This is a genomic window from Flavobacterium sp. W22_SRS_FP1 (assembly GCF_052113685.1).
In the GTDB taxonomy this organism is placed as follows: domain Bacteria; phylum Bacteroidota; class Bacteroidia; order Flavobacteriales; family Flavobacteriaceae; genus Flavobacterium.
Genome location: NZ_JBGQOE010000025.1, coordinates 1 through 14,988 on the forward strand (window position 1 = coordinate 1; position 14,988 = coordinate 14,988).

The following is a 14,988-nucleotide window of genomic DNA, read 5'->3' on the forward strand; positions in this document are numbered from 1 at the left end:
GCAAAGATATTTACTTATTTTGTATGTTTGTAAAACTTAAAATGTTAAAGTCCGATTATTAGGGGGTTAGACCATTGCAAACCAATATCTAAAAAAATAATTCCGAAAACGATTCCAATAATACTTGATCCTGAAAAATAAAAAATGAGAAAACTAAAAGCAATTAACATACAGCCGTAACCAACTGCAATTCTAGAATTTCCTTTATCTCCCAGTTTACCAACCAAAGGCGCTGCCAAAGCACCTGAAGCTCCTACAATTCCAAAAAGCCCAATTGTAGCGCTGTTAAAATGGAATGGTTCTGCCGAAAGTAGTAAAACCATTGTGGTCCAAAAAGCACCAAATTGAGCAAAACTGAATACATTTATTAAAGTGGCTTCACGCAATAAAGGTTGTTCTTTTATTAAGGTAAAAAGCGAACCTATTAGTTGGCCATAAGTACCTTTAAACACTGGTTTATTATAGGGAAATTGTTTTTTTATGATAAAAAATAATACCAGACATAATCCTGAAGCAATCCAAAACATGGCTCTCCATCCAAGTACCTCACCTATAAAACCACTTAAGGTTCTCGACAACAAAATTCCTACTAAAAGCCCGCTCATAATTGTCCCTACAACTTTACCTCTTTGTTCTGGGGCACATAAAGAGGCCGCCAGTGGCAAAATAAGTTGGGGTACAATAGAAGTGATTCCTATTAAGAGTGACGCTATTGCTAAGATTAAATAACTTTGAGCTGTGGCCGCAATAACCAGAGCGATAACTGAAGCAAAAGTGGTGATAAGAATTTGACTTTTACGTTCTAATTTATCTCCTAGCGGAACCATAAAAAACAAACCGATAGCATAACCGGCTTGTGTCAGATAGGTTATTGTTCCTGCATCCGCGTGGGGAATTTTAAATTCATCTGCAATTAAAATTATTAACGGTTGGCAGTAATATAAATTAGCCACTATAAGTCCGGTAGCAACTGCCATAAAGAGGACATTCTTCTTTGATAAATTCATCGCACAAAAATACGTTTCCTTTCTTGATTATCGTTTTAAAAAAAAATAAATTGCACAGGTACTAAGCAAGTATAAAACAATTAAAATACCTCCAAAAATTTATTCTCTTGGAGGCATAAAATATTCTAATTTAATTATTTCTTTATTGATTCAAGGGTCGATAAAATATCTTTAATTTCTGCCCTGTTTCTATATTCAGCGTCTAAAAACGTATAGATAATAAACCCCTTTTGATTAATTATATAAGTAGCCGCTAGTGGCAATTCATCTGATTCGTCACCATTATAAGCATGTAAATCAAATGCTTTTTGATAGTGATCAGCGACAGCATCCGTCAATTTAAAAACGATTCCGTATTCTCTCGCAACTTTATTCCCAACATCGCTTAAAACTTCAAATTGTAATTGGTGTTTTTCAGTAGTAGACAGTGATTTGTCTGGTAGTTCAGGTGTCAAGGCCAATAAACTAGCTCCTTTTAACTGAATATCTGGTAACTGCTCTTGCAAATAATGCAAAGTCATATTGCAATAAGGGCACCAACCGCCACGGTACCAAGTCAAAACTACTGGTCCTTTTTTAAGATAATCACTTAATTGTACTTCCTTTCCAACAGCATTTTTTAGCGAAAAATTAGGCGCCATATCATCATTCTTTTTTGCGTTAGCAACAATCTTTTGACATGTTACATCAGTTATCCCTTCTGCATATATTTCTTTAATTTGTGCTGTTGCTTTTGCTTCCCATGCCTTTCTTGCGTTATCTAAAGTGGCTTGCAAACCATTGGTAGTGTTGTCTGTACTCATAATTTATTGTTTTAATAATGGGACGAATTGACCTCTATCCCCTATTGTTATTAATTGTCGATTTTATTATTGTAGTTGGCAGTTTTTACCGCGATATTTAGAGCCAAGTTATTTTGATTACTTCTCTAAAAAATCTGTTAGTGGTTGTATAAATTTTTCAAAATTTTCAATGTGTGGCATATGCCCAATGTTAGGGATCTCAACCAGTTTTGCATTTGGTATTTTCTTTTGCGTCTCTTTACATAAAACGGCATATAGACCCATCGTTTTCCTCACTTCTTCACTAACTAATGGTTTCCCTAAAGCCGTTCTGTCTCTGGTTCCAATAATTAAAACCGTTGGAACCTTGATGTTTTGAAACTCATAACAAACGGGTTGTGTGAAAATCATATCATAGGTCAAAGCCGAGTTCCAAGCTATTCTTTTAAAATCGGAATTTAAAGTCCATCCTGCTAAAAGATTTACCCATTGGTCATACTCTGGCTTCCATTTTCCGTCATAATAACTATCTAATTGGTAATTTTTAATCTTTTCGTAGCTCTGCTTTAATTCATTTTTATACCACCAATCCAAATTTTGATACGGCACCTTAATTTTCCAGTCTTCTAAGCCTATTGGATTTTCAAGAATTAATTTTTCTGTAATTTCAGGATACATTAATGCAAACCGAGTCGCTATCATTCCGCCCATAGAATGTCCCAAAACAGCTGTTTTATCAATACCTAATGTATCTAAAATTTGTTTTGTGTTCTGTGCAAGTTGTTGAAATGAATATTGGAAATGATCTGGTTTTGATGATTTACCAAAACCTATTTGGTCTGGTACGATAACTCGGAATCCTTGTTTTGTTAAAGCTGCAATGCTTGTTTTCCAATAGGCTCCATTGAAGTTTTTTCCGTGAAGCAAAACGATATTCTTTCCGTTATAATTGTCTGGCTTCACATCCATATATTCCATTTGGAGTTCTTGCTGCTGTATTTTTAACGTGATGAATTGTACAAGATACGGATATTCATAATTGCTTAAGTTGATGTCCAGCCATCTTAGCTTCTCTTGTTGTGCAAGACAAGCTAGTGTTATAAAAAACAGTAGTAATAAATATTTGAATTTCATACTTAGCATTTTTTAAGATTTTATTTACGAAATGTAAATTTAGGAATAAAGGTTTCTACTAAAAAAACTATTAGGAAAACTTTACAGTTTACAACAAAATACAATTAACCCTAAAATTTAGCCCAGATGGAAACGGCATCCTATTGTTCCAGTCCCGAAACATCGGGACGGTACAATAGATATAGTGCACAGCTGGAAATTGCTTCAAAAAAAAATGGCATCCATTACGAATGCCATTTGATACTATATAAGATACTTTTATTTATTTAAAAGTCCTGCATTTCTTAAATACGGTTCGATTTCCATATCGTGACCTATAAATTCATTGAAGGCTTTGTTTAAATCAACGCTATTTCCGACTGATAAAATATATTTTCTAAAACGCTCACAATTTTCTCTAGTCAAACCACCATTTGCTTTCATCCAATCAAAAGCATTGTAATCTAAGGTTTTTGACCATGTGTAAGCGTAATATCCAGCAGAATAGCCTCCACTCCAGATGTGCGCAAAATAAGGAGAGTGGTACCTTGGAGGCACTTCGTTTACTAAAAGTCCGTATTTTTGAAGTGCTTCATTTTCAAAAACTAAGGTTGGCTTGAAATCAGCTTCATTCTCCACACTATGCCAGGCCATATCTACTGTTGACGCTGCCAAAAGTTCGGTTACATCATATCCTTTATTGAAGGTTTCCGCTTTTTTTATTTTATCAATTAATTCCTGAGGAATCGACTCTTTAGTCTTGTAATGAATGGCATAATTTTTTAAAACTTCAGGATCTAACGCAGCATGCTCATTGATTTGAGATGGGAATTCTACGAAATCACGAGGCACTGATGTGCCAGAAAGGCTGCTATAATCTTGATTTGCAAACAAACCGTGTAATGTATGTCCGAACTCATGAAACATAGTTGTTACATCATCAAAACTAATTAAAGAAGGGTTGCCGTTTACTGGTTTTGCAAAATTATAAACGTTTACAATTACAGGTTTTTGTTTTAAATAATGTGATTGGTCCACAAAATTGCTCATCCAAGCACCACCATTTTTATTATCTCTGGTATAGAAATCTAAATAATAGATTGCCATTGATTTTCCGTCATTGTCAAAAACCTCATACGCCACAACGTCTGGGTGATAGACTGGTAAATCTTTACGCACTTTAAAGCTAATGCCATACATCTTTTTGGCGGCAAAAAACACTCCTTTTTCTAAAACTGTTGTTAGTTCAAAATATGGTTTAATCTGACTTTCGTCCAAATCGTATTTGGCCTTACGAACTTATTCTGAATAAAAATTCCAGTCCCAAGGCTCTAATTTAAACCCGCCATTTTGAGCGTCAATTAACTCTTGAATTTCTTTTGCTTCTACTTTTGCTTTTGCAACGGCAGGAGTAGCAATTTTTGCTAATAAATTCATAGCTCTCTCTGGCGTTTGAGCCATTTGATCTTGTATTTTCCATTCTGCAAAATTCTTTTTCCCCATTAAATTGGCTTTTTGCAAACGTAATTTCGCCATTTTCTCCAATACTTCACGGGTATCTCCGTCGTCATTCTTTTCAGAACGAGTCCAAGACGATTTGAATATTTTTTCTCTGGAAACTCTATTGGTAAGACTTTGTAAAACTGGCTGCTGGGTTGTATTCAATAGCCCTATTAGATACTGCCCGTCATGCCCTGCCTCTGTTGCTTTGGCTTCGGCTGCAGCAATCTCATTAACAGTTAGACCGTCTAAATCAGTAACATTATCAAATAGGACAGCTCCGTTTTTGCGCGCAATCAATAATTTGTTGCCAAAAAGAGTTCCTAAACTCGCCAAATCTTCATTTATTTTTTTTACTTTTTCTTTATCGCCATCAGATAAATTGGCACCAGCCAATTCAAATTCTTGTAAATAAAACTCAGTTAATTTCTCGTCTTCGCCATTCAGTATATTAAGGTCTACTGCTTTGAAGCGCTTGTATAACTTACTATTTAAATATTTTTTATCGTTGTGCGCTGAAAATATTGGAGCATATTCCGTTTCAATATTTTGTAAATCTGGGTTTGTATTAGAACCTGTTAAGTTGTAAAAAACACTCATTGCCCTTTTTAAATCTACGCCTGAAGTTTCTAACGCTAAAACTGTGTTTTTGAAACTGGGTTTAGCTGGATTGTTGGCGATTTTTTCAATTTCTTGATCATGAGTTTTCAAACCATATTCAAAAGCAGGCTTGAAATGCTCGTCTTTAATTAAATTAAAAGTTGGAGCTTGATACTGCAACGTACTTTTTTGTAAAAGTGGATTTGTCATTTTAACAGCATTATTTTGAGCATGCAGCGTTTGTAAGGATGCAACCATAACAAACATGCTGCTTGATAAAATTATTTTTGAAAAGATTTTCATAAGATGATTATTGATTTTTTTTTTATAAAAGTAGTCAAAATAAAAGCTAACGAAACCGACGCAACGAACATTGTTATATTAAAAACATATAATCGCACTGAAAAAAATATCCTTATATTTGGTTTTCGATAAAATGAAAAACAGGACTCATTTTCTGACAAAGTCAATAATGAGATAATTATTTCGAGGGCAAGCCTATTAAAAACGCAGACTCAGTTACAAAAGGAAGGATTATCTTGAATCAGCTCTACAAAATATTATAGTTATATTGCCGCTGTTGGTTTTGGCGCACAAAAACCAAAAATTAATTTCTTGATGTGATTTTCAGTTACAATAATGAAAGAGAAAGTTGTAACAGTGAATTAAAAAAATTAACTCAATCGCTACAGAATTTATTTTTGTAGATAAATTTGAAAAAAAAGCAACAAAAAGGAACCGACAAAAAAATAGAATGTGTTTTCTGCAATTTAAAAAGTAATAAATAGTGTACTGGGAGGAAAAATAACTTTCGAAGACATGTAGACAACAATGTAATATCCTTTAAACAATCATGTGAAGCAATTTGGTACTTCAATACATAACATAAAACGCCTTACCGCATAAAAACAACCTACTATGAGATTTCTTTTTTATTTTACATTTTTACTTACTTTTGGAGCTAGTGCTCAACAGCTAAAAAAACAACCTACTTTAGATTATTATTTACCTCAAAACCTTACCTACAACAAAAACATACCTACTCCTAAAAGTATCTTTCATTTTGAATTAGGTGAAATGCATACGGACCACACTCAGTTAGCTTACTATATGGAGGAGGTTGCAAAAGCATCTGACAGAATTGCAATTGAAACCACCGGATATACGTTTGAAAACAGACCATTGCAACTGCTAACCATTTCGAGTCCAAAAAACTTAGCTCGTATCAAGGAGATTAACGTACAACATTTAGAAAATCTAACCGCAAACAAAAATAAGGAAGCTGTATCTGACATGCCTATTGTAGTCTATTTAGGATATTCTATTCACGGTAACGAATCTAGTGGATCAGGAGCCGCAATCGCTTTGGCTTATTATCTTGCCGCTTGTGAGAGTCCAGAGCTTGAAAAAACATTAGAAAACACTATCATTTTATTAGATCCTTGCTTCAATCCTGATGGAATACAACGTTTTTCAACCTGGGTAAACAGTAATAAAAGTACCAACTTAGTCACTGACCCAAATGACCGTGAATTTAATGAAGGATGGCCGAGAGGAAGATTCAACCACTATTTATTTGATATGAATAGAGACTGGTTGCCAGTTCAGCTTCCAGAGAGCCAAGCACGTATTAAAACATTTACAAAATGGATGCCTAATGTCCTCTGTGATTTCCATGAAATGGGAACTAATTCAACTTACTTTTTTCAACCCGGAGAGCCAAGTCGCACCAACCCACTTACACCCGAATTAAACCAAAAACTAACACTAAAAATTGCAGGTTATCACGCAAAAGCATTAGACAAAATTGGTAGTTCTTATTTTATAGAAGAAAACTACGATGACTTTTATTACGGTAAAGGTTCTTCATACCCTGATATAAATGGAGCAATAGGAATTTTATTTGAGCAAGCAAGTTCAAGAGGTCATGCTCAGGAAAGCGCAAACGGCATCATTACTTTTCCATTCACAATCAGGAACCAGTTCACTACAAGCCTGTCAACCTTGCAAGCTACTTCAGAAATGAGAACTGAGCTTCTTAAATACCAAAGTGATTTTTATAGAAATTCGAGATCCGAGAGTAAAAAAAGTAAAGTAAAAGGATATGTTTTTGGCGACGAAAAAGATGCGACTCGAGTAAATGAATTGGCAAAAATTTTAAGCCAACATAAAATTGAGATGGTAGAACTAAAAGAAGACATTATCGTCAACAACAAAAAGTTTACTAAAAACTTGAGTTATATCATTCCAGTCGAACAGCAAAACACAAGGCTTATTAATGCTATTTTTGACAAACAAACAAAATTCAAAGACAGCCTGTTTTATGATATATCAGCTTGGAGTTTTGATTTGGCCTTCAATGTTAATTTTGAAAGTGTTACTTCGCTTTCTCAAGCAGGAGTAAAATATGAGCCCAACTTGAAGAAGGGAATTGTCACTACGAAAAGTGACATTGGGTACCTTATCGAATGGACCGATCATAAATCCCCAAAACTATTATACCAGTTACTTTCAAAAGGATTACGTGTAAAAACTTCTAAACATCCCTTTCTTCATAGCGGCAAAACATTTTCTTACGGGAGCTTATTTCTAGCCGTCCAAAATCAAGAAATGAATTCAGAAGAAATCTACGACTATCTAAATGAGATTATAACAGAATATCCTTTCGATATTACAGCCGTCGAAACAGGGTTCACTCAGGGAATAAATCTAGGTAACCCAAACTTCGAGACACTTTCGCTGCCAAAAGTCGCAATGCTTGTTGGCAGCGGCGTTGATCCTGCCGATGCTGGAGAAATATGGCATATGTTTGACCAAAAAGCGGCTATGCCATTAACTAAAATAGATATTGACCAGCTACAGCGCATAAATCTAAATAAATACACCACTTTAATTTTAGTAAACGGTAATTATTCTATTCTTTCTCCAGCAACAATAATCAAAATAGAACAATGGGTACAAAATGGAGGAACGCTTATCGGTTATCAGGATGCAATAAAATGGCTCACTGAATCGAAATTGATAGAATTAAATTTCAAGAAAAACAAAGGAGATGCAGAAAATATAAGCTTCGAACAAATTGCTAATTCAAGAGGAGCCCAACTGATTTCAGGAGCCATATTTGAAACCAAACTAGATTTATCCCATCCTATTAATTTTGGAATGCCTAGAAACAAACTGCCTATTTTTAGAAACACCTCTATTATGATCGAACCCAATAAAAATAGTTACAATAATCCAATTCAATATACGAATAACCCATTGCTAAGTGGATACATTTCGAAAACAAATTCCGAATTGTTAAAAGAAACGGTTCCATTTCAGTCGATTAAGAAGGGAGACGGTAAAATTTTAATTTTTACTGACAACACTAATTTCAGAGCTTTTTGGTTAGGAACAGAAAAATTATTTTGGAACGCTATATTCTTTAGCAAACTGATGTAGTACCGCAAAAAACTGAAACTTAAAATATAAGAACCTTAGTAAGGTAATGTAGTAAAAACTCCTATTTCGAATAACACATTTACTACATTGCCTTTGTTATTATAATCACAGATTGAAAATTGAATTATAGCTCATAATTCCAAATCAAAAACATACAACATCTACTATTTTCTTCGAAAACAAGACTTAGTCCTATTTTTAAAATAGAAAGACAAAAGTATTTCTTCTTGCAAAATAGTCCATGAACACTTGTTTACATTCTATAATTCAGCTTCGTTACGAACTCTATCGCAGAATCTGGGATAAAAAAACTATTTTTACAGCAGAAAAACATAATTATGCGCATTGATATCGTTACCGTTTTACCTGAATTATTGCGAAGCCCGTTTGAGGCTTCAATTATGAAGCGTGCCATTGACAAAGGCTTGGTGGAAATTCATTTTCATAATTTAAGAGATTATACCACTAACAAACAAAAAAGTGTCGACGATTACCAATACGGTGGCGGAGCCGGAATGGTAATGACCGTGCAGCCTATTGACGCCTGTATAACTCAATTGAAAAGTGAGAGAGAATACGACGAAATCATTTATATGTCCCCGGACGGAGAAACTTTGAACCAGAAAATGGCCAACACCATGTCGATGTATAAGAACATTGTCATCTTATGCGGACATTATAAAGGAGTGGACCAGCGCGTTCGTGATCATTTCATTACGAAAGAAATCTCTATTGGCGATTACGTATTGAGTGGAGGTGAACTTGGAGCTTTAGTATTATCAGATGCTTTAATCCGTTTGATTCCAGGAGTTTTGAGTGATGAAACTTCGGCATTAACAGATAGTTTTCAAGACGGATTATTGTCAGGTCCTATTTACACAAGACCTGCAGATTACAAGGGATGGAAAGTTCCAGAGGTTTTGACTAGCGGAAATTTCGCGAAAATTGACAAATGGAGGGAAGACATGTCTTATGAACACACAAAAACCAGACGTCCTGATTTATTGAAAGAGGAATAAATATTGAATATTAAACTCTAAATAGCTAGAAGTAAGGATTTAAATTATTTTAAATTTATAATTTATAATTCAAAATAATTCTTTACTTTTGCCGCCACTTTAGACCAACCTCTGGCGAGATCCGTGAATGTTGATTTAATAAAAAACCATAATTAAAATTATCATGGCAGATTTAATGAAATTCGTTCAAGACGAATTAGTACCTAGAAATGACTTTCCTGTATTCGGAGCTGGAGATACCATCACTGTATACTACGAAATTAAAGAGGGTGAAAAAACTAGAACACAGTTTTTTAAAGGAGTTGTTATCCAAAGAAGAGGTTCTGGTAATACAGAAACTTTTACAATTCGTAAAATGTCAGGTTCTGTAGGTGTAGAGCGTATCTTCCCTGTAAACTTACCAGCTTTACAAAAAATTGAAATAAACAAAAAAGGTGCAGTTCGTAGAGCTAGAATTTTCTACTTCAGAGAACTTACTGGTAAAAAAGCAAAAATCAAAGACAAAAGAAGATAGTCAAATATTTCTTTATCATAAAAGTTCCGACAGTGTCGGGACTTTTTTTATGATTTTTTTTTAACTATAACTTTCTAATTAAAAGACCAAAACATTAAAAAGAAATAACAATTTTAGTTTAACTAGTTACGTAAACCCATCATTGCTATATTTCTATGCTAAACCCGCACTAACTTCGGTCTGATTTTCATATATTTGCTCCGCTTGATTTTAAGCATACTACACCTTTCACATCCTATTCTTGAAGGATACGATTATAAAAATATAAAAATGACACAAAAATCAAAGATTGTTTACACCTTAACTGATGAGGCGCCATTGTTAGCGACTTATTCTTTTTTACCAATTGTTAAAGATTTTACTGCGACAGCAGGTATTGAAATAGAGACCAAAGACATCTCTCTTGCAGCAAGAATTTTGGCTAATTTCCCTGAATTCCTAACCGACGAACAAAAAGTTAACGACGCTTTATCCGAATTTGCAGAGTTAGTGACAACCTCTGAAGCAAATATCATCAAGTTGCCTAATATTTCCGCTTCCGTTCCTCAATTAAAGGAAGCTATTGCGGAATTACAAGCACACGGTTACAAAATACCTAATTTCCCCGAAGACATTAAAAATGACAGCGACAAGGAAATTAAATCAAAATATTCTAAAGTTCTTGGTTCTGCAGTAAACCCTGTTTTACGCGAAGGAAATTCAGACCGTAGAGCCCCAAAAGCAATTAAAAACTTTGCAAAAGTTCATCCACACTCCATGGGTTCATGGTCCTCTGACTCAAAAACAAAAGTGGCAACAATGGAAAACGGTGATTTTTACGGAACTGAAAAATCAATAACTGTTTCAGAGGCTACTGCCGTTAAAATTGAATTTATAGGATCAGATGGTACAACAACTATTTTAAAAGATAGTACTCCATTAAAAGTAGGCGAAATAATTGACACATCAGTAATGAACCTAAATGCTTTGAAAAGTTTTGTTTCTAAAGCAGTTCAAGAAGCTAAAAAAGAGAACGTACTTTTTTCGGTACACTTGAAAGCGACAATGATGAAAATATCGGATCCAATTATTTTTGGCGCCGTTGTTGAAGTTTTCTTCAAAGATGTTTTCGAAAAATACGCCACTGTATTTAAAGAATTAAATGTTGATACTAGAAATGGACTAGGTGATGTTTATGCAAAAATTGCTGGACACCCTAAACAAGCAGAAATAGAATCCGCTATTAGTCAAGCAATGGAAAACGGACCTGACCTAGCGATGGTAAATTCAGACAAAGGCATTACCAATCTTCACGTGCCATCTGATGTGATTGTTGACGCTTCGATGCCAGCGATGATACGTACTTCAGGACAGATGTATAACAAAGAGGGAAAACAACAAGATACAATTGCACTAATTCCGGACCGTTGTTATTCTGGAGTTTACGAAGCTACTATCGAATTCTGCAAGGAAAATGGTGCTTTTGATCCAACAACGATGGGAAGTGTGCCAAATGTAGGTTTGATGGCGCAAAAAGCGGAAGAATATGGTTCTCATGATAAAACATTCCAAATGACTGCAAACGGAGTTGTTCGTGTGGTAGATAACAAAGGAACAGTTTTGATGGAACAAGCTGTTGAAGCGAAAGACATATTTAGGATGTGCCAAGTAAAAGACGCTCCTATTCAAGACTGGGTAAAACTAGCAGTAAATAGAGCGCGAGCTACTAATGTACCTACCATATTTTGGTTAGATGAAAACAGAGCACATGATAGACAAGTAATCGAAAAAGTGAATTTATACTTGAAAGATTACGATACAACTGCTTTAGATATCCGAATTCTAAATCCAATCGAAGCAACGATTTTTACTTTAAAAAGAACTAAAGAAGGATTAGATACAATATCTGTAACTGGAAACGTGTTACGTGATTACCTAACTGATTTATTTCCAATCCTTGAATTAGGAACCTCAGCAAAAATGTTGTCTATCGTTCCTCTGATGAATGGTGGTGGCATGTTTGAAACTGGTGCTGGTGGATCTGCTCCAAAACACATAGAGCAATTTATTAAAGAAGGATATTTACGTTGGGATTCGCTCGGGGAATTTTTGGCATTAGCCGTCTCACTAGAGCATTTAAGTAGTACTTTTAATAATCCAAAAGCATTGGTTTTGTCAGAAACTTTAGGTTTAGCTACAGAGAAATTCTTAGAAAATGACAAATCACCTGCCCGAAGAATAGGTAAAATTGACAACCGCGGTTCGCATTTCTACCTGGCTATGTATTGGGCCGAAGCATTAGCCGCTCAAACTAAAGACGTTGATCTACAAGCTATTTTCACTCCAGTAGCAAAAGAGTTGGAAGAAAATGAAACGAAAATTAACGAGGAATTAATAGGAACACAGGGTAAGCCACAAGATATTGGTGGTTATTACCAACCAAATGCAGAATTAACTAGCAAAGCAATGCGTCCAAGCGAAACATTGAATGCTATATTAGCTAAAATCGCTTAATTTGATTATTGCTATAACATGTAAAAAAGACAACTGGAAACCGTTGTCTTTTTTTATTATTACTATTTTAACCATTGTTTAGTAGCAATTTACTCATCTTTTTGCGAAATTCGCAATTCAAAATACAAGAAATGATTTCTAAAAAATACAGCTTACTCTTTATCTTTCTTTTAATCACTATTTCTTCTTTTTCGCAAGATAAATTTACTCTAAGCGGAATAATTACCGATAGTAAAAACAACGAAACACTGATTGGAGTAAATGTATATATTCCTGAAATAAAATCGGCTACTCGTACTAATGAGTATGGTTTTTATTCCATTACACTTCCTAAAGGAAATTACAATATAGAAATTAGCTACATCGGATTTCAAACCATTACTAAAAATGTTGTACTATCAGAGAATACGAAGACTAACTTTAGCTTATTTGACAGCAGCGAAGTATTAAAAGAAGTTGTTATTTCTGGTCAAAACTCTAGCAGTAATATTCGTTCTCCAGAGATGAGCCTAAATAAACTATCGATTAGCTCCATAAAAAAAATGCCTGTCGTTTTAGGCGAAGTCGATATAATAAAATCACTTCTATTACTTCCGGGAGTTACTAATGCTGGTGAAGGAGCTTCTGGATTCAATGTTCGTGGTGGTGGTGCTGATCAAAACTTGATTTTATTGGACGAGGCAACCATATTTAATTCCTCGCACGTATTCGGTTTTTTCTCGGTTTTTAATCCCGATGCAATAAAAGATTTAACACTATACAAAGGAGGAATTCCAGCCCGTTATGGAGGAAGAGCGTCATCTGTTTTGGATATCTATCAAAAAGACGGTAGCAGTAAAGGTTTTCATGTAAATGGCGGAATTGGGTTGATCTCAAGTAGAATTTTGGCAGAAGGACCAATAGTGAAAGACAAAGGTTCTTTCCTTTTCGGTGGAAGAAGCTCCTATGCTCATTTATTTTTAAAGTTATCCGAAGATCAAAAAGACAACTCTGCTTATTTTTATGATTTGAATGCTAAGCTGAGTTATAAATTGGATCCAAATAATAACTTATACTTATCGGGATATTTTGGTAGAGATGTTTTTAGTCTTAATAAAAGATTCATGAATATCTATGGAAACTCAACTTTAAACTTACGCTGGAACCATCTATTTTCAGATAAGTTGTTTTCTAATTTATCGCTTATTTACAGTGACTATTATTATGGACTAGACCTCGATTTTGTTGGATTCAAATGGGATTCAGGGATTCGGAACTATAACATAAAATACGACTTCAAGAATTACATTTCTGATAACTTCAAATTAAATTTTGGAATAAACGCAATTTATTACGACTTTAATCCCGGAACTATTCGACCTTCTGATGCGAATTCCGGATTTAATTTTGACCAATTAGACAAGAAATACGCATTCGAACCGGCTATATACCTGAGCGCTGAACAGGAAATTTCGAAAAAAATCTCTTTAGCTTATGGTTTTCGTTACAGCCTGTTTTATCGCTTAGGACAATCTACAGTAAATAATTATATAGATAATAACCCGATCACCTTCAATACTGATTTACAACTATATGAAAAGGCCACTCCGATAAGCACACAATTCTACGGCAAAAACAAAACGATAAAAAGCTACAACAACTTAGAGCCTCGTTTTTCTGTTGCCTATAAAATCAATGATGACCAATCTGTAAAAGCGAGTTACAATAGAATGGCACAGTATTTACAGTTAATCTCAAATACTTCATCTCCTACTCCGCTTGATGTTTGGACACCAAGTGACAACTACATCAAGCCACAAATTGCTGACCAGGTTGCTCTGGGATATTTTAAAAACTTTAGTGATAAAATGTATTCTCTTGAAGTAGAAACATATTATAAAAAAGTACAAAACAGGTTGGATTACATCGATGGCGCTGATTTGATTGCCAATAAAGCAATCGAACAAATAATTCTTAACGGCCAATTGAGATCCTACGGGTTAGAAGTAATGTTTCGAAAAAACGAAGGTAAATTGAACGGATGGATATCTTATACACTATCTAAATCTGAGCAGCAAACGCCGGGAAGAACACCACTAGAAACGGGAATTAATAATGGGCAATGGTACAATTCAGTTTATGATAAATTGCATAACATTGCCATTACCAGTTCTTATAATTTAAACGAAAAATGGTCTTTTGGAGCCAATTTTTCATTACAAAGCGGACAACCAGTCACCTATCCAACTGGGCAGTATGATTACCTAGGTGTTACGGTTCCGAGTTACGGGTTGAGAAATGAGAATCGCCTGCCAACCTATCATCATCTAGACATTGCCGCAACATTAACGCCGCGTAAAAACAATGATAGAGACTGGAAAGCCGAATGGGTTTTTAGTATTTATAATTTATATAACCGAAGAAACGCAGCATCTATAAGTTTCAGGGAAAATGCAGATACCGGAAATAACGAAGCGGTAAGAACATCAATTTTTGGTATCGTTCCGGCGGTAAGCTATAACTTCAAATTCTAATCA

At 34.7% G+C, this 14,988-nt stretch carries 8 protein-coding genes and 1 pseudogene; 5 read left to right on the forward strand and 4 right to left on the reverse strand.

Going from position 1 to position 14,988, the window contains the following annotated elements; genetic code table 11:
• Positions 1-44: 44 nt before the first annotated feature.
• The 4 genes and pseudogenes from ACEN2H_RS12600 to ACEN2H_RS12615 all read right to left on the reverse strand — a co-directional run bounded on the left by ACEN2H_RS12600 (position 45) and on the right by ACEN2H_RS12615 (position 5,260).
• Positions 45-1,007, reverse strand: coding sequence for an MFS transporter (locus ACEN2H_RS12600; protein WP_441732894.1), 963 nt, complete (start codon positions 1,005-1,007; stop codon positions 45-47).
• A 134-nt stretch (positions 1,008-1,141) separates the two neighbouring features.
• Entirely contained in the window at positions 1,142-1,810 is a 669-nt protein-coding gene (locus tag ACEN2H_RS12605) for a peroxiredoxin-like family protein (RefSeq protein ID WP_441732896.1), read from the reverse strand.
• A 117-nt stretch (positions 1,811-1,927) separates the two neighbouring features.
• Positions 1,928-2,923 carry an alpha/beta fold hydrolase gene (locus tag ACEN2H_RS12610; protein WP_441732898.1) on the reverse strand — a complete coding sequence of 332 codons (996 nt, stop codon included), beginning with the start codon at positions 2,921-2,923 and terminating at the stop codon, positions 1,928-1,930.
• 258 nt (positions 2,924-3,181) lie between these two features.
• A pseudogene (locus tag ACEN2H_RS12615) lies at positions 3,182-5,260 on the reverse strand (M3 family metallopeptidase).
• Positions 5,261-5,920: 660 nt separating this feature from the next.
• Here ACEN2H_RS12615 and ACEN2H_RS12620 point away from each other — a divergent pair.
• The 5 genes from ACEN2H_RS12620 (at position 5,921) to ACEN2H_RS12640 (ending at position 14,985) form a co-directional block, all read left to right on the forward strand.
• Complete coding sequence (locus tag ACEN2H_RS12620; protein WP_441732900.1) at positions 5,921-8,446, forward strand: M14 family zinc carboxypeptidase; 2,526 nt, start codon at positions 5,921-5,923, stop codon at positions 8,444-8,446.
• Between the two features lie 338 nt (positions 8,447-8,784).
• Positions 8,785-9,465 (forward strand): tRNA (guanosine(37)-N1)-methyltransferase TrmD, encoded by a 681-nt coding sequence (trmD, locus tag ACEN2H_RS12625; RefSeq protein ID WP_441732902.1) that lies wholly within the window; start codon positions 8,785-8,787, stop codon positions 9,463-9,465.
• A 163-nt stretch (positions 9,466-9,628) separates the two neighbouring features.
• Positions 9,629-9,979 carry a 50S ribosomal protein L19 gene (gene rplS, locus ACEN2H_RS12630; RefSeq protein WP_441732904.1) on the forward strand — a complete coding sequence of 117 codons (351 nt, stop codon included), beginning with the start codon at positions 9,629-9,631 and terminating at the stop codon, positions 9,977-9,979.
• A 270-nt stretch (positions 9,980-10,249) separates the two neighbouring features.
• Complete coding sequence (locus tag ACEN2H_RS12635; protein ID WP_441732906.1) at positions 10,250-12,472, forward strand: NADP-dependent isocitrate dehydrogenase; 2,223 nt, start codon at positions 10,250-10,252, stop codon at positions 12,470-12,472.
• A gap of 131 nt (positions 12,473-12,603) precedes the next feature.
• On the forward strand, positions 12,604-14,985 hold the full coding sequence (locus ACEN2H_RS12640) for a TonB-dependent receptor (protein WP_441732908.1): 2,382 nt from the start codon (positions 12,604-12,606) through the stop codon (positions 14,983-14,985).
• The last annotated feature ends 3 nt before the right edge of the window (positions 14,986-14,988 follow it).